We start from the raw sequence: 14,903 nt of genomic DNA on the forward strand, positions 1-14,903 counted from the left end.
ATTTGCCATGTCGGATATAGTCGACCAGCACACTCGTAGCCGCATGATGTCTGCCATTAAAGGCGCAAACACCAAGCCCGAATTGCTCCTTCGGAGTGCCCTGCACAGAAAGGGTTTCAGATTCCGCGTCAATTACAGGAAGCTTCCTGGAAAGCCCGATCTGGTGCTTCCGCGATATAACGCCGTTATATTCGTGAATGGCTGCTTCTGGCATAGGCATGGTTGTCATCTGTTCCAATGGCCCCGAACTCGTGAGAATTTCTGGAGGGAAAAAATCATGACGAATGTCGCAAGAGATATCCGAAATCAAAAAGAGTTAATTGAAAAGGATTGGCGAATAGCAGTCGTTTGGGAATGCGCTTTTAAAGGGAAAACAAGAAAACCGCTTGATCAAACAATCGCCCGGTGTGCAAAATGGCTAAAAGGAACCACCCAAAGACTGGATATATCTGGTAATGAATAAAGGCTATCTTTCTGGTTATTTCGAAGGAATTGGTTCGAAAATACTGACGCGTGTTGATGCCACTAGCAAATCAAATCAGCATGAAGTCGGGGATGTCGACCAAGGTAAGGCGTTAATGCGCATTCTCGGCAGTACACCAAGAAAGGGCGCAAATCGATTCCGTGCCCGATATATCTGGCTCGCTGATGAACAGGAATCCATTTGCGAGGAAGGCTATCTGTCTTGGTATGATACGCGCGCTAACCAGCCAAAGCGAAGCTCAGAATGGCGACTTTACTATCAAACCAACGCAGTTACCGAGTTGATGAAAGAAAGGGATCGTCTCTTCGTTGCGCGACAGAAAGATGATTATCTTCTTTTTATCGTTGTTCCCGAAAGCAGTTCGATAACCAATCAACTGGCATGGCTTTTTGGACTGGACATCCAGCAATCCTTTGAGGGGTTCTCTGTTCAAACGATTTCGGGATCACAAGATACTGAACTGGATTTTATATCCCGCTTCATTCTTGATGAACTAGGCATAGAATTTGAAGATCCGAACGCAAACTCCCTAGACACAATCATCGAGCGATTTGGTATGGCATTCCCCTCGACTGCGGATTTTTCCGATCTGGCGAGACTGACCTTGCCGGAAGTAAACTCTAGGGACGATCCGGATATTGCTTTGATGGCATGGCTTGATCACGAAGAGGCTATGTTCAGGAGGCTGGAAAACAAAATTGTAGCAAAGCGAGTATCTGAGGGTTTCCTTGATGGCGACCAAGTAGATGTTGATGGATTTATCAAATATTCGCTCTCCGTCCAAAACAGGCGAAAATCGAGAATGGGGAGGTCACTTGAAAATCACTTACGCGTAATTTTCGATGAGTTTGAAATCAATTATGATGCTCAGGTCATAACTGAAAAAGGGAAAAAACCAGACTTCATATTTCCAGGAAAGGTAGAATATTTCAATCCATCATTCTCCACAAGCTTGCTTACGATGCTTGCAGCCAAATCCACGTGCAAGGATAGATGGCCTCAAATTTTACCGGAAGCCGAAAGAATTTCGAAAAAGCATCTTTTGACGCTTGAACTGGGAATTTCCGAACCTCAAACGCAAATGATGATGGATTCGAATGTCCAATTGGTAATCCCTAAAAGAATCCATTCAAGCTACACAGAGAAACAGATCAATTCTCTTTGGTGCCTTCAAGATTTTCTTAGTGAAATCGAAACCAGACAGCGTCAGATTGAGAATCTCTAGCTAACTGGCTTTGAATGCACTGTGCGCTTCAATAAACTCTCGGTGGAAAATCTTGGATTGTTCCAGCAATTCCCGATAGGTTTTCACAAAAACCTCTCCAGATCGCATATATGTTTTTTCCTTCGCTCTAAAAACGCCTTCGCCGGATTTCTTTCCGCCGACGACGTAGCAAACTACATTCGAAAACCCGGATTCACTTGCATATTTATCCTTGAGAAAAACTCCGTACTCGTATGCCTGCTCAAGAGATTTTTTGTCTATTACGTACTGGCTTCGCTTAATTTCAATGACATACAGAATGCCGCCAAGCACGTTACTGCAAAGAAAATCGATACGTTTATCTTTCTCGTCAAGCTCGTCTTCGGGGTAGGTTTCCTTGAGAAGTTTCGAATAGGTTACTTCATCCTGAAATTCCAGCACGCGGGGGTCCAGTAACCACGAAAATTTTTTGAGGAAATTATGTAGAGTTGGCATTTCCTTCGTGTCGCCTTCCAACAATTCTTCAAATTTTGTGATCACCTCTATCCGTGCGGTAGCCAGTGCGCTTATTTCCCTTAGCTCGGTCACCTTCCATTGATTCATCAAGTCGATTATCTTTGGAAGCTCTGTCGCTGTAACAGTATCTGCTAATTGGGAAGCGTATTCCTTGAATGACTGATTATCAAATTGGTCCATTACGCCATGTATAAGCCTGACTGATTTATCTATGTCGATACTCGGATCATCCAAGACAGGGTCAATTATTTTTGAAGCCAAATCTCTTTCGTAGGGAACGAGGTCATCTTTCCATTTTCCTATACTTTTCCCCCCATGCTCAGAAACGCTTTTTTCCTTTTCAGCATTTCGCTTTTTTCTCCATTCAGTACCAATTTTGCGAACAACTGCTTGAAGATATTCCTTCAGTTCAGCAGCATGGTCATCTTCCCAGATAAGTGAATGTCTATCCGTACTAATAATGTCTTCAGGAAATTCATCGATGAAATCTATACACAGATATCCCGTCATATAATTATGAACAAGATCATTGTCGCGAGCGCCGTAAAACTCGGCTTCGTTAACATTCTTCCCTCTTGAAACGAGATAAATGCCCTTCATCGAGGTGTCCTTAAGCGGGGTATCAGGTGTAAGAATTTTACCTCTTATTTTCCCCCAATGCTCATAATCTGTTCCAAACTCCTTGCTTGGAAAATCCCATTCGTATTTAACGTCCAGATCAGAGAACTTCATTTCATTGGTCAGGATGACGCTGTCTTTTCCATTTAAGGAAATAGATGTTTCAAGTTCATCGAAAATAGTAAACTTTTTCGATAGACTGGTTACGATCGATTCTAGATTGAATGGGCTTTTACGTTTAACTTTTTTCAACCAGAGCTCTGTTCCGTCTTTCGCATCTGTTTTCTTGTTAAGTGAAGAAATTGAAGGGTGGTATTCACCCTTTAGTTTTTCGATCTCATGAAGGTCCATTGAGAACTGGTTTTCCAATCCGTTCTTGACTGTCTTGACCACAATTTCTGTACAGACTCCGAACACTGAGAGTTTACCCAGTCCCTTTTTTCCAATAACCTTGCGCTTCTTTTTGGGAGTTATTCCCGAGGAGCCTTCGTTTCGTCTGTTTCGGCCTACCATGAGATATTTTTCATTAATTTCGTCAAAGCTCATTCCGTGCCCATCATCACGGACATAGATTTCCTTGCCGCTGTTTTTTTCAATCAAATCAATGTAAATTGAGTCCGCATCAGCATCGTAAGCGTTAGAGATAAGTTCTGACAGGACGCTTGGAAGCTGGGAATATAGCGATACCCCCAAATGTTTTATTGTCATTGGATCGTATCTAAGCGTCAATTGATCTGTCATGTTACCCCTATATGTTCGTGATTTATTTGATAATTTATAGCACGTTTTTTACGAGTAAATAGCACTTTAGATTTTTTACCGTTGTCGTCCCGACCCGCGCTCTATGCGTGTTCCACACACCGAGCCAATAGTCTCGGCCCATTCGGGTAACGATCACTAACGGATTTTCTAAGGGGCCTTGCCCCTCGCGCCTGCAAGGCATCCAAACGTATCCACTTCAACTCTCGTTTTCGCGGAGCCTCGTTCAGAGCCTCCTTGCAGTTGCTAGCCCCACTTCTCGGCGAAGCACCAGGTTTGCATGAGCAAACCAGTTTCAAGGTGGGAAGGAGAAGTGATATGGAATTTACTCATGAAGGATATGGTGCAGGTCATCCTTGGTATTATGTTCTGGGAGGAAAACGACTGTCCCTTAAGGAAATCCAGCTATCAGCAAAGGCAAGCGGGTATCGCGGATATAGGGCTGACGAGATTGAAAAAGCTGACCAGATGAATGAGCCAAGGCGTTCTGAATCTTTGAGGTCATTGCGCGAGATTGCGAAACAGGAACTCGGGCAAGATGTTGTCCGCTACCGTGAATTGGCAAAGCAATTGGCTAGGCGAAGAGATGCAGGATTTGAGGATTCAGAGGAGGACGGATGCGCCGATATTCATACCAATATCAGCCTCAAACATAACCACATCTACAATGAATTAGCCCATATTTTGGTTATCGATGAGCTATTAAGCAAACAGGGGGATTTGTTCGCCTTTTGAAGCGCGGGGCAACGACTCCGCTAGGGCTTATTCGTCGGAATCAGCCAGTGATAATCCGCGAAGAATTTCCCAGACTGCGAGGAAATGATCATGCGCGATGTAGCCGAATTTAGGAAGATCATCTGAAAAGTAAATGTCGTCTATTCCGTTGGCATAGCAATACGTCATATATTCGGTAAATATCGTTCGTAGCAGACCTGAGAGTTTGATTTGCATATTGTGGCACACTACAGCTTCAACCATGCTGGTTTTAAACGAGCCCCAGTCAGGCAAGCCTATATCAGGACGCACGGCTATACCATTGGTGCTCATGAAAAACTCATCAAACGATTCCTGTATTATTCGAATTGCCTGACCCATGAAGGCTGAATGGAGGCTATCTAGCCAGAACTCGCTGTCTTCAATCTGGTCAATAATAGCTTGTACTGCGTTCAATCGATTTTCATCGGAATCGCCGAATACAACCCCTTCGTCTGAGGAGGTGCGATGTGGGCTAAACGGGTTGACCAAACAAAGTACGATGGTGTTTGGGTTCGGAAATGCTGGACAAACCTCGTGCCAATACTGGCGTGCATAGACGAAGCCGTGTAATCCTTCGGCTTCAAGCCGTTGCGAAATCAGGCCCGTCATCGTTTTGAATGCTTGTTGGGTATATGCGGGGGGCGAGCCTCCCGGCGCCCCCGCATCGATCCATCCTTCAATCAGCGGGAAGGAGGCAGTCACGACCGTTATTGAGCTATCATCTAAGATGTTGTTCTCGATCCAACGATAATAAAGATCGCTGGGATAAAATGGTTGGAGCGAGATAGTTTCTCCATCGATGTGCGGAATTAGCGCGACAATATTTTTGTCATTGATTGTTATCTCTTGAGCGAAGGCATCTCTAACGCCTCTCCCTTCCATAGGAGCAACTAGTATCGAATGCAGGCTTGATTCCGATAAAGGTGGAAACAAGGTGCAAAAATGATTGGCATAGGCGAGAAGCTCTGTGAATGCTTGGCGCTCAGTTTGGTCTGACTTTTTAAGTTCAATTATCGTGAGGTCGCCAGAGTCGGCAATGTGGCCAAGTAGGTCAATTCTAGTGGTCGAATCCGCGTCCCGAACCAACCTGACCTCTTTGCCATCTAGGTGAAGAGAACCAAGGTTTTCGAGCATTTTATTGATTTTAGCTTCAGTCCTTCGCTTCAACAGAGCAGATATATGAGGAAATTTACTATTATCAATTTGTGCAACCGTTTTGGAAGCCTCAAATAGAGAGCTAAGGTTGTCCTTGTGTTTTTCAAAGAGCCTGTCCCTTAATTCGTTTTCTTTCACATTTTCCCCGCACTAATTTTCAATATTCATCTGATTATTAGCAGATTTTTCTTGCAGAAGCCAAAATAGTCATGTGATCGGAAGTTTTCATTCGGCGGATCAACGGCCATTCACTGCCCGATAGAGCGTCCGAACGTTTACATGGTGCCGGTGAGCAATCACCGCCATATCCTCTCCCGCAGATTTACGACGCCGAGCGTCGAGGATCTGCTTGGCTGACAAAGCGCAGGGACGACCAAGTTTTACCCCGCGCTTCCGCGCAGCCGCTAGCCCTGCAACGGTACGTTCCGAAATGAGATTGCGCTCTAGTTCGCCGAACGCGTTGCGGATTTGAAAGAAGCAACGCCCCATAGGCGTTGTTGTGTCGATCCCCTCTGTCAGAACCAGAAAATCAATTCCATCGCGCTCGAAATGATCGAGCACATCAAGCGCATGGCGCAGGGATCGAAACGCCCTGTCCATTTTCCAGAGAACAAGACTGTCGCCATGTCTCAGACTGGATAACGCTTTTTCAAAGCCTGGGCGCGATTTGGCAATCGCTGAAATCCCTTTGTCAGTGAATATCCTATCGCAGTTTGCTGCCTTCAAAGCGTCAGTTTGCAAATCGAGCGTTTGTTCACAGGTGGAAACCCGCGCGTATCCTATACGAGCCATATCATAAAGCGCAGGTTTTCTGATGGTTTGCGAGAGGTTTGAAATGTCAAAAACGACCGTTTTTGTCACAGTCAATATTCGAGGCTGGTTGTCTCTCGCCTTGGCAGGTCATTCCTGCACTGCGCGTAGCGCATCTTATTACAATATTTGGATAATTTCAACAATTATACGATTCACTGCGTTTCGTTGTCCATCCGCCTTGACAAAAACGGTCGTTATTGTCGGTGGCGTGAAAGGGCATGAAGCCAATGAGAAACGTAGCGAATAAAATATTCGGAGCAGTGGCAGCAGGAGCTTTCGCTTTAACGCCAACAGCTACTTTTGCACAAGAAGCTCCCATACCTGCGAATGTAAATACATCAGCGGGAACTGCTGTTGAGGTTGAGACGCCTTTTGTAACATTCAATGACACGGATCGTTCAATACGATTTGTACAGTCTGGTGCTGCGGAAGCATCGCGCGATAAAATTGCTATCGTCGTATTCAGTGGAAATCGTGATTTGCAACGAGAAGCATATCAAGCCGCCCTGCAATTGCGTGACGAGCGTGTGCCTTTGGCGCTAATTCTTGGACCAAGCCTTGATCCAACCAATTCATCTGCGAGCATACAGGTTTATGCTGAGGGGGTACCCGTGTTTGATGGCACAGGCGCGATTATCGGTTCAAACAACGCCGATATGGTTCAACCGGAAACGGTTAGAATGGCAAGAATTGCATATGACCGCCATTTCCCGCAGAGAGTTGCTAGCCTAGACCTGGGACAGAATTAAATTCATTTCTCGGTGTGGCAGGCGTCGTGTCTCTGGCGTCAGCAAATTGTCCTTCACTTGCAACATCGCCAAAAATAGAAGCGAGTTCGTCACCGCTTTCAACAGTTCTCCTATCTGCAAGATCATCAATTTCTCTGTCTGCGTAACCTTGTGCTGCACGAGCATTGATCCAAACTTCATTGCTATCAATCTGAACAGCTACTGCATCCTGTTGTACTCTAGTGCCGCTAATTGCGGCTTCGACCACTTGCTCGGGTGCATCCATTGCGAGTTCACGCGCCTGAGCCACCTCGCCAACTGTAACCTCAGCTGTGCGTGTGCGATTTAGACCAATTTCTTCTGCATCTTCCATTAGGCCTTTCATTTCTGATGCACCTTCGGGACTGCTTTGTGCGCGCTCTGTCATCATTTTTGCTTGTTCTTCGGGCGGAGCAGCTCTCAATGCCATCAGGAATGTATAGTGAGATGCTCGCTCTGCTTCAGGAATGTTGTGGCGATCACAATAAGCGTCAAAATCTTCGAGTGCATCATCGATCGCAGTGCTCAAATCTTCCTCTTCCACCGTAATGCCGAACATTGTAAATTGACCGTTTGTGTAAGTTGCCGTTGTCATTGCTAGTAGCTCTTCACGTTGTAGAGCGCCTAATTCAGCAATAAGGCTCGCATCCATCGGATCATCTTTTTTGCGGTCTTCAGCTTCGAGTGCCATGCGCTCTTCAAGTGCTACATCGGAAATTCCAGCTCCAACACCGCCAAGTGCTTCGGCATTTCCGAACAACGCATCAAACATTGTTCCGCCAAAGTTGAAATCCTGAAAATAGATGGAGGGTTCGGGAAGAACGGCAGGATCAACCGCCAAGTGCGCTGCAATCCCTGCATCTCTAACTGAATCTGCTGTAACCATTATCTTATCCCAACCCTTATCTTTTGTTCTCGTGGATGAGGTAATTATGGCAGAGCTGATTTTACAGAATCTTAATATTACATAAAATTTGATATAAAAATCAATCTCGTGCGCCTGGTTTGACCAATTTATTATGAGTATGGGCATGTTGGTGATGAAACTAGAGCTTGCTAGTCACAATTTCGCCTGTGTAGAGAATTCGGCTTACCAATATTTGTTTGCGTTCTGAGGGGCTTGTTAAAGGAATGGGAAAAGGGGCTGGGGGAAAAGGCAATCAGTTGGCAGGGAGGAGGTTCGATGAGGATGGAGGCAAAGGTAAAGACGTTGCTGAATTCGAGGTGCCGGACCACCTCCTAACCGTTCAAAATCGACAGGTCCTTTCGCGAATAAACAAAGCGCGTCGGGGAAATAAGGGGCAGAGAGACTGGCTACTGTGGTCGGTTGACGCGTTCGCGTACGACGGCAGTGAGGACTTCGAGGAGTGGCTCTCGGCTCTTTTCCTCAAAGTGTTCCACCTGCTGCCCGAAGGTGGGTACAAACTTGCAGCCTCTGACATCATCACTGAGCCATTTTCCAATGGGTTTCAGGACGAGCGTGGAATCTATCACCATCATGTAGAGGGCGAGCATCGCATTATGGTGATGCCTTCGATTGGGATCGTCGGGTTTTACGGTGCATCGGGAGAGCTCCGAAAGCGGTTGGACCCTGATGGAGTGGCCACAGCATGGAATTGGACCATGGTTGGTGCACCTGCCTCGGAGCATGTCGGAACCATTGCCGCGCCCGAAGCAAGCGATAGCGAATGGCAACTGGCCCTAGAAAAACTCCGGAAAACGTTCGGCACAGGTAAGGGTGCAACCCTTTGCATCATCGACAGCGGGATTAGTCCCGCAACTAGAGAACTAGAAGGGCGTGTTATTCAGCAATGGTCGATCCAATTGGGTCACGATGGCCAATTGCATCCCGACTACATGAATGGCGATGACACGATCGGACATGGGACCTCGACTGCAACTATCGCTGCGGGCAAATCCGTCGGCGTCGCCTGCGATGCTCAGGTCATCTCAATCCGTATTGAAATGACACGGCACGGCAATGAGCTGAAATATGATTTTCGCGATTTGCTTGAGGCGTTCGACGTTCTTTTGTCTCCTCGTTCTCAGATTGTGAATGGTAGGGGGATCATGGAACAAATTGATACCCTGTTATTGCCGAATGGCATCTGTCGGTCGCCAAGAGATAACTCGGCAGTTTTCATGTCGGGTATAATGGCAAAATTGCCTGTCATGTTCGAGCTACATGACGTTGTGATCGTTGCGGCCATTGGCAATCAGTCCGGCAAAACCTCTTTCCCCGCAGATCAGCCGCAAGTGTTTTCTGTTGGCGCTCTGACCGAAGAAGGCCTCAGGTGGTCGAAATCTGGTTTCGGAAAGGGCGGCACAGGCTCAGACTTACCCACAGCTCACATTTGCGGATGCAATATGCCTTGTGAGGACTTGGATGGCCGCATCATATTGAGAACAGGGACTTCTATGGCGGCGGCATCTGTAGCGGGAATATTCACCGCCCTAGCACAGAAAAAACGGAATTCGCGGTCTCGCTGGACGAGAATGCTAAATTATATTAGAATTCTCAATGATGAAAATGGCGTATTGCCAATTATTAGTGCGGAGAATTGATTGAAAGAATTTTTTCCGGCCTCTGAATTATCTCAAACCCTAATACATATTTAGGGTTTAAATAGGAAATAAGATGGGGGCCTTAAAAGAGAATATGTTGATAATTATCTGCTCCAATGCTTTTGCTAGAAGTGTTGGAGGTAGTGAGCATGACCCCTTTCCAGATTCTGTTCTAAAAGGAATCTCGGATCATTTCCATTTTCAAGTGGTGTGCCGCTATCAGACTATGCCTATTGTCTACATAGAGGCACAAGACGGAGATCTTGAAGGGCTACCAGATTATATTGAGCGCGAATTTCAAGGCGGTGTACAAATTGGCACACCTGGTGGTCTTGAAATGACTATGACCTAAGCGGGTTTCCTTTTCCAAGTCGCCTTCAACTTGATTGTTGCCTTAGTATGTACCTTGGCCAAGCCAAAGAATCCCCCTTCCGCTCCTCCCTCAAGGCCAAACTCCAGTTCCACCTGGTCGGGGTCGCCGACTGACTTGAACTTTTCAATCGCGTCTTCAGCAAAGCGCGCCATAGGCTCGAGCGCTTCCTTTGCCGGCATCTTGATTTCGGCACTGTCTCCGTAAGCGCTACCATGAAGGCCACCCGAATTATCCACCAATTCGATTGTTGTTTTCCCATCTCCAACAAGATATTTCATGTGTAGCCCCTCAGTTTGCTGTTGTTCCCATCATTAACTATTTGATGGAGGGTGGCGATGCAAGTCGCGTGTAGAGTGTGAGCACGAATTCCCATTCCTCACGATTTGCGGTTTTTGTAGTTCCGGCCAGCCATGTGTGAATCTTGGTAGGGTTGAGGCTTGCAGGAGCGCTAAGTCGTGCATGACGCATGAGCGACACCGCTCCTAACCCAGTGCGTTGGGATTCTGCCACCAATTGCTCCCTCAATTCATCGGTGATGGTGATGCGCGAGGATTGCGCTTTTGGTGTTCCGAAATTCCGATATGCCGCAACAACCCAATCAACGTGCTCTTTTCTTGCGGACTTATGTGTTCCATTCAGCCAGTTATGGACGATTGAGGAAGATTTTAAACCTTCAGGGCGAACGTCATTGGTGCCACGAAACAATCGCTGAATACCCGCGCCTGTGCGCTCTTGCTCGGCTTTCAGATGCGCTCGTATCTCTTCCGTAATTTCAATCCTGTCTTTTGCCATTGTTGTAAATCATACGTGATTCCAAGAAACCAAGCGACGGATTCATGCGGGTTTATCCACTTGCAGGGTTAGCGTTGTTCGTCGGTGACCTGGCCTTTTCCTGTCTCATTGATGTGTTGTCCGCGACTTTGGCGGAGGCGGGGGCAAGTCAATAGGCTGCCCGCACCATCTGTTTCACAGACCGTGTTGCCCATTTCGCTTACGCTGACTTTGCCCCCTCATTCCTCCGCCTTTGTTTTTCGCGTCCTCAATAAAACATGAAAGGAGGCGAGGCACATGACTACATTTTTTGCTCAACCCTATAACATCGATGCAACCGGATTTTATTTCACCGACGTGGACGAATATCTGGAACGCTCAAGCACCAATCGTGACCGCTACGGCCAATTGGTCGAGGAATATGAAATTCAGTTTATTGACGGTGAGTCTATCGATGCAAAACTTGCTGAGGCGCACGGAATTAATCAGGCAAATTTGTCCGAGGTCATCGCATTTATGGATGTGGCTGATGCCCATGAGAAAGTGGCGTTCATCATCGCTGTGGACGAATGCGGATATGATGCTTCGTGCAATATCAGTGAAGTCGATATCGATATTTACGAGATGGACTCGCTGAATGAACTGGCTGAGCACTTCGTTGAAGAAGGTCTGTTTGGCTCAATTCCTGAGCGCATTCGACGCTATCTCGACATCGATGCCATTGCACGCGATCTGGGCTTTGATTATTCGGAAACCGAGATATCAGGCACAAGATATGTCTACCGATGTAGCTAAATTTCGTGGCGAAAATCCATGACTTCAGCTATAATTCTGTCATGATCAAAGACGGAAAAAACGACCCTTTTGCACATCTGCCCTCAATGATAACCGACGATACGCCGGAAGCACGCGCATGGCGAAGTGAGCAGGCAAATGTGGACGCAGATATCGAAGGGCTGGCGCAAAGCGCACCAGAGGACATTGCCTTCAATGATGCGCTCGATCAGCTTGATATTTCCGATGAGGAAAAGATGGAACGGCTCATAAACTATTTCAGAGAGAAATATGGTGCTGCTGATGACCCAATTTCAAGCGAATGAACTACACGCGCAGCGCAATCGAGCAGCGTGAGTTTGAACGTATCTTCGATACCAGCACACAGACACTGCGCAACAAGCTAGGCATTTCCAATCCTAAAACGCTTGAACAAGTCGAACGCCAGGTCACACGCAGGGCTGCACAATCGCCTTTGCCTTCAACCGGTCAGGCAATGACCTACGATGGCTTCAAAGCCATTCATGCGCATCTGTTTGGCGACATCTATGCCTGGGCGGGACAGGAGCGCAAATACACGACCGGAAGAGGGCCTTCCCCTTTTGCTCCGCCTGAGCAAATATCGTCATGGATGGAGAAGCAATTCACAGCGCTCAGGCAAGAGGGCTTCCTTCAAGGGCTGCCCAAGGGAGAGTTCGCCAAGCGTGCGGCGCACTATGTGAACGAGATGAATGCTGTACATCCGTTTGTCGACGGCAATGGCCGTGCTCAACGTATGTGGCTGCGTGTTCTTGCTGACCGCAACGGTCTTGAGTTTCGGCTTGGTTCGAAGGATCGCGAGGCATGGAACAAGGCCTCGATGATCGGCTTCAACAGCACGAACAAGCCTATGGCTGATTTGATCGCCGCCAACCTGCGCGAACGCGGAAAAAACCAGTCACAGAAAAAAACGTCCCTGCAACGAAAAGCAGGGCGCGCAGCAAAGAATTACAGGAAGCAGGCAGAGCCTGACAAAAATCCCGAGCGTGAACGCTGAAATCAGCATTTATCGTCTGTTTCCAGTGCCAAGCCCACTGTTGCCCCGCCCATTGCATTGAAGCTTCCATAAGATAGCTCCCAACCAGTCCCTCCATATTTTTTGGAAAGGACAAGACATGACAGATAATTCAAAACTCTTTGGTTTTCCCCGAGGCATTGACTTGGGAGGCAAAAACCAGTTGCTCGCAACTTCAAGCTGGCAAGGCAATCTCCAGCCATACCAATCTGGTATGATCTGGCTTGGACGTGATTTGAACGGCAACCCTGTTGGTGTTCAAGATGATCGCCATCTCTTTGCAGCAGCCTCAAACCGCAGTGGTAAGGGCACAGGGCTGATTATTCCCAATCTATGCCTCTGGCCTGGAAGCACCGTTATCATCGATCCCAAAGGCGAAAACGCTGCCATCACAGCCCAGCACCGTGCCAAAATGGCTGGGCATCAGGTTATCGCACTTGATCCCTTTGATGAAGCTGGTCTGCCCCCCGAGCTTGTTGGTCGTTTCAATCCGCTCGATATGATTGATATCGAAAGCGACGATGCCATCGATATTGCCGGCATGATTGCAGATGCAATGATCGTGAAAGCAAATGCTAAGGATATGCACTGGGATGAAAGCGCCCGCGATTTGATTACCGCGCTTATCCTTCATGTCTGCGATACCGAGGAAGAAGCGCGCCATCTCGGGCGTGTGCGCCAGCTTTTGACGCAAGGTGACTCCATTTTCCGTGACGCGATGATCATCGAAGATGAGGTATGAACGCCTTTGACGGACTTTGGGGTCATATGAGCGCCAGTGAGGCAATCAATGACAATGTGCGGGAATTTATTATCGGGGCTGCCGAAAGCATGATTGCGATGGGCAATAATGAGAGGGGCGGTGTTCTCAGCACAGCAAGGCGCAATACGCGCTTCCTCTCGACACCCAAGATCAGGGAAGTATTTTCGGCAACAAGCTTCGATATAGATGCAATCAAGACATCTGAAGGTGGCATGTCGATATACATTTGCCTGCCTGCACGTATGTTTCCAACCCATGCGCGATTCTTGCGCCTCATCATTTCGATGTTGCTCTACCGCATGGAAGAAATCGGCCTTGAAAAGCCTGCCAACGGTCATCCTGTGCTCTTCATCCTCGATGAGTTTTCTTCGCTAGGTCACATGGAAATGTTGGAGAAGGCAGCGGGCTTGATGGCAGGATATGGCGTGAAGCTTTTCCCGATTGTCCAGGACGTGACCCAAATGAAAAAGCATTACCGTGAAAGCTGGGAAACCTTTCTTGCAAACGCAGGCACGATGATGTTTTTTGCCAACAGCGACCTGACCACGCTCGATTGGCTTTCAAAACGTATGGGCGAAACTGAGGTCATTCGTGAAAGCAAGGGTAGTTCTGAATCAGTGACCCAAGGCTCAAGCGAGACCAATGGAATGAGCCAGCAGGAGGGGCAGAGCTATTCGGATAGTTCTTCTCAGTCGTTTCAGGACATGGCACCGCTCAGCCAGACGGCAACAATACAAGGCGGGCAATCCATCTTTGATGTCTTTACCCGCAGGTTTCAGCAATCCACTGCGCAAAGCCAATCAAGCAGCAGAACAGATGGCGGTTCGCAGCAAGAATCGCACTCGCAATCCACAACCGAGAATAATTCCACTACCACAGGGCGCTCAAAATCAGAGCAGATCATGAAAACGGCCTTGATGACACCCGATGAGATCGCGACCTACTTTGCGCGAGAAAGTGGTCTGATGCTGGGTTTTGTAAGCGGGAAAGGGCCATACGCGATCAAGCGGACACCCTATTTTGATGATGAAATGTTCGCAGATCTTTTGGACAAAGATTAGCGACTAGGCGACTGGCCTTTGTCCAAATCAGGAGAGGCGGCGCGGTATTCCCGCGCTGCCTTTTTTGCTTTTGAGGCTAGGTCTTTGGGAGGTTTCACCGCTTGCCTTTTTGGACCCTCTACTTGTTCGCGCATGGCATTGGCGCGGCTGATATGAGCCTGCCAGTTGACGCTATTTTCACCCATACCGCGAGGCTGCGGCGCTCGTGCAGGGGATGGCTGAAATTGCTGTTTGGCGTTGCGTGCCTTTTGGGCCAGCGACTTTGCCTTATTTCCCTCAAATGCGGGCCTTGCCGATGTCGGGGAAGGCGCGGCCTTCACAGATATAGATTTCGGTGTTGAATTTCCTGCCTTGGCGCGTTCAATCGGCGTGGTGAGCTTGGCTCGTGGCATCTTGTCAACTTTGGAAGCATACGAGCCATTGCGCGATGACATGAGGCTTTCTCCTGATAAAAAAGCCCCGCCATAAGG

18 protein-coding genes are annotated in these 14,903 nt (G+C 47.7%); 11 read left to right on the top strand and 7 right to left on the bottom strand.

The window, feature by feature from the left end:
- Positions 1-7: 7 nt before the first annotated feature.
- Both HUO14_RS02515 and HUO14_RS02520 read left to right on the top strand, forming a co-directional pair.
- On the top strand, positions 8-463 hold the full coding sequence (locus tag HUO14_RS02515; RefSeq protein WP_176278299.1) for a very short patch repair endonuclease: 456 nt from the start codon (positions 8-10) through the stop codon (positions 461-463).
- The gene (locus HUO14_RS02520) at positions 456-1,709 is read left to right on the top strand and encodes a type II restriction endonuclease (RefSeq protein ID WP_176278300.1); all 1,254 of its coding nucleotides are present in this window, start codon (positions 456-458) and stop codon (positions 1,707-1,709) included. The genes HUO14_RS02515 and HUO14_RS02520 overlap by 8 nt, the downstream gene beginning before the upstream one ends.
- Here the strand turns inward: HUO14_RS02520 and HUO14_RS02525 are convergent, their stop codons facing one another.
- Positions 1,710-3,563, bottom strand: a complete 1,854-nt coding sequence (locus HUO14_RS02525; protein WP_176278301.1) for an ATP-binding protein — start codon at positions 3,561-3,563, stop codon at positions 1,710-1,712.
- 336 nt (positions 3,564-3,899) lie between these two features.
- Between HUO14_RS02525 and HUO14_RS02530 the strand changes: the two genes are divergently transcribed.
- The gene (locus HUO14_RS02530; protein WP_176278302.1) at positions 3,900-4,316 is read left to right on the top strand and encodes a hypothetical protein; all 417 of its coding nucleotides are present in this window, start codon (positions 3,900-3,902) and stop codon (positions 4,314-4,316) included.
- A gap of 27 nt (positions 4,317-4,343) precedes the next feature.
- Here the strand turns inward: HUO14_RS02530 and HUO14_RS02535 are convergent, their stop codons facing one another.
- Together HUO14_RS02535 and HUO14_RS02540 are read right to left on the bottom strand one after the other, a co-directional pair.
- Complete coding sequence (locus HUO14_RS02535) at positions 4,344-5,630, bottom strand: hypothetical protein (RefSeq protein ID WP_176278303.1); 1,287 nt, start codon at positions 5,628-5,630, stop codon at positions 4,344-4,346.
- A 99-nt stretch (positions 5,631-5,729) separates the two neighbouring features.
- Positions 5,730-6,353 (bottom strand): recombinase family protein, encoded by a 624-nt coding sequence (locus HUO14_RS02540; RefSeq protein WP_217907884.1) that lies wholly within the window; start codon positions 6,351-6,353, stop codon positions 5,730-5,732.
- Between the two features lie 179 nt (positions 6,354-6,532).
- Here HUO14_RS02540 and HUO14_RS02545 point away from each other — a divergent pair, with 179 nt between their 5' ends.
- Positions 6,533-7,054: a hypothetical protein gene (locus tag HUO14_RS02545; RefSeq protein ID WP_176278304.1), complete on the top strand. Its 522-nt coding sequence runs from the start codon at positions 6,533-6,535 to the stop codon at positions 7,052-7,054.
- On the opposite strand, the gene HUO14_RS02550 is transcribed toward HUO14_RS02545, so the two are convergent.
- Entirely contained in the window at positions 7,029-7,958 is a 930-nt protein-coding gene (locus tag HUO14_RS02550; RefSeq protein WP_176278305.1) for a hypothetical protein, read from the bottom strand. The genes HUO14_RS02545 and HUO14_RS02550 overlap by 26 nt on opposite strands.
- Positions 7,959-8,203: 245 nt before the next feature.
- Between HUO14_RS02550 and HUO14_RS02555 the strand changes: the two genes are divergently transcribed.
- Together HUO14_RS02555 and HUO14_RS02560 are read left to right on the top strand one after the other, a co-directional pair.
- The gene (locus HUO14_RS02555; RefSeq protein ID WP_176278306.1) at positions 8,204-9,637 is read left to right on the top strand and encodes a S8 family peptidase; all 1,434 of its coding nucleotides are present in this window, start codon (positions 8,204-8,206) and stop codon (positions 9,635-9,637) included.
- Between the two features lie 73 nt (positions 9,638-9,710).
- Complete coding sequence (locus tag HUO14_RS02560; protein ID WP_176278307.1) at positions 9,711-9,989, top strand: hypothetical protein; 279 nt, start codon at positions 9,711-9,713, stop codon at positions 9,987-9,989.
- On the opposite strand, the gene HUO14_RS02565 is transcribed toward HUO14_RS02560, so the two are convergent.
- Together HUO14_RS02565 and HUO14_RS02570 are read right to left on the bottom strand one after the other, a co-directional pair.
- On the bottom strand, positions 9,986-10,288 hold the full coding sequence (locus tag HUO14_RS02565; protein WP_176278308.1) for a CU044_2847 family protein: 303 nt from the start codon (positions 10,286-10,288) through the stop codon (positions 9,986-9,988). The two genes, HUO14_RS02560 and HUO14_RS02565, sit on opposite strands and share 4 nt — an antisense overlap.
- Positions 10,289-10,325: 37 nt before the next feature.
- Positions 10,326-10,802 (bottom strand): hypothetical protein, encoded by a 477-nt coding sequence (locus HUO14_RS02570; RefSeq protein WP_176278309.1) that lies wholly within the window; start codon positions 10,800-10,802, stop codon positions 10,326-10,328.
- Between the two features lie 276 nt (positions 10,803-11,078).
- On the opposite strand from HUO14_RS02570, the gene HUO14_RS02575 reads away from it, so the two are divergent.
- The 5 genes from HUO14_RS02575 (at position 11,079) to HUO14_RS16380 (ending at position 14,433) form a co-directional block, all read left to right on the top strand.
- Positions 11,079-11,576: an antirestriction protein ArdA gene (locus tag HUO14_RS02575; protein ID WP_176278310.1), complete on the top strand. Its 498-nt coding sequence runs from the start codon at positions 11,079-11,081 to the stop codon at positions 11,574-11,576.
- A gap of 5 nt (positions 11,577-11,581) precedes the next feature.
- Positions 11,582-11,881, top strand: a complete 300-nt coding sequence (locus HUO14_RS02580; protein WP_176278311.1) for a hypothetical protein — start codon at positions 11,582-11,584, stop codon at positions 11,879-11,881.
- Positions 11,878-12,591 (top strand): Fic/DOC family protein, encoded by a 714-nt coding sequence (locus tag HUO14_RS02585; RefSeq protein ID WP_176278312.1) that lies wholly within the window; start codon positions 11,878-11,880, stop codon positions 12,589-12,591. The genes HUO14_RS02580 and HUO14_RS02585 overlap by 4 nt, the downstream gene beginning before the upstream one ends.
- Before the next feature lie 118 nt (positions 12,592-12,709).
- On the top strand, positions 12,710-13,351 hold the full coding sequence (locus HUO14_RS16375) for a type IV secretory system conjugative DNA transfer family protein (RefSeq protein ID WP_176278313.1): 642 nt from the start codon (positions 12,710-12,712) through the stop codon (positions 13,349-13,351).
- Positions 13,348-14,433, top strand: coding sequence for a type IV secretory system conjugative DNA transfer family protein (locus HUO14_RS16380; RefSeq protein ID WP_176278314.1), 1,086 nt, complete (start codon positions 13,348-13,350; stop codon positions 14,431-14,433). The genes HUO14_RS16375 and HUO14_RS16380 overlap by 4 nt, the downstream gene beginning before the upstream one ends.
- Here the strand turns inward: HUO14_RS16380 and HUO14_RS02600 are convergent.
- Positions 14,430-14,867: a hypothetical protein gene (locus HUO14_RS02600; RefSeq protein ID WP_176278315.1), complete on the bottom strand. Its 438-nt coding sequence runs from the start codon at positions 14,865-14,867 to the stop codon at positions 14,430-14,432. The genes HUO14_RS16380 and HUO14_RS02600 overlap by 4 nt on opposite strands.
- Positions 14,868-14,903 lie beyond the last annotated feature (36 nt).

It is taken from the genome of Parasphingorhabdus flavimaris, assembly GCF_013371215.1.
GTDB lineage: Bacteria > Pseudomonadota > Alphaproteobacteria > Sphingomonadales > Sphingomonadaceae > Parasphingorhabdus > Parasphingorhabdus flavimaris.

Bases quoted from the DNA above. Each gene is read 5' to 3' on its own strand.
- HUO14_RS02550 (WP_176278305.1), bottom strand. From the start codon at position 7,958: ATGGTTACAGCAGATTCAGTTAGAGATGCAGGGATTGCAGCGCACTTG.
- HUO14_RS02600 (WP_176278315.1), bottom strand. From the start codon at position 14,867: ATGTCATCGCGCAATGGCTCGTATGCTTCCAAAGTTGACAAGATGCCA.
- HUO14_RS02555 (WP_176278306.1), top strand. From the start codon at position 8,204: ATGGGAAAAGGGGCTGGGGGAAAAGGCAATCAGTTGGCAGGGAGGAGG.
- HUO14_RS02545 (WP_176278304.1), top strand. From the start codon at position 6,533: ATGAGAAACGTAGCGAATAAAATATTCGGAGCAGTGGCAGCAGGAGCT.
- HUO14_RS16375 (WP_176278313.1), top strand. From the start codon at position 12,710: ATGACAGATAATTCAAAACTCTTTGGTTTTCCCCGAGGCATTGACTTG.
- HUO14_RS16380 (WP_176278314.1), top strand. From the start codon at position 13,348: ATGAACGCCTTTGACGGACTTTGGGGTCATATGAGCGCCAGTGAGGCA.
- HUO14_RS02515 (WP_176278299.1), top strand. From the start codon at position 8: ATGTCGGATATAGTCGACCAGCACACTCGTAGCCGCATGATGTCTGCC.
- HUO14_RS02575 (WP_176278310.1), top strand. From the start codon at position 11,079: ATGACTACATTTTTTGCTCAACCCTATAACATCGATGCAACCGGATTT.
- HUO14_RS02565 (WP_176278308.1), bottom strand. From the start codon at position 10,288: ATGAAATATCTTGTTGGAGATGGGAAAACAACAATCGAATTGGTGGAT.
- HUO14_RS02525 (WP_176278301.1), bottom strand. From the start codon at position 3,563: ATGACAGATCAATTGACGCTTAGATACGATCCAATGACAATAAAACAT.
- HUO14_RS02520 (WP_176278300.1), top strand. From the start codon at position 456: ATGAATAAAGGCTATCTTTCTGGTTATTTCGAAGGAATTGGTTCGAAA.
- HUO14_RS02570 (WP_176278309.1), bottom strand. From the start codon at position 10,802: ATGGCAAAAGACAGGATTGAAATTACGGAAGAGATACGAGCGCATCTG.
- HUO14_RS02530 (WP_176278302.1), top strand. From the start codon at position 3,900: ATGGAATTTACTCATGAAGGATATGGTGCAGGTCATCCTTGGTATTAT.
- HUO14_RS02560 (WP_176278307.1), top strand. From the start codon at position 9,711: ATGGGGGCCTTAAAAGAGAATATGTTGATAATTATCTGCTCCAATGCT.
- HUO14_RS02585 (WP_176278312.1), top strand. From the start codon at position 11,878: ATGAACTACACGCGCAGCGCAATCGAGCAGCGTGAGTTTGAACGTATC.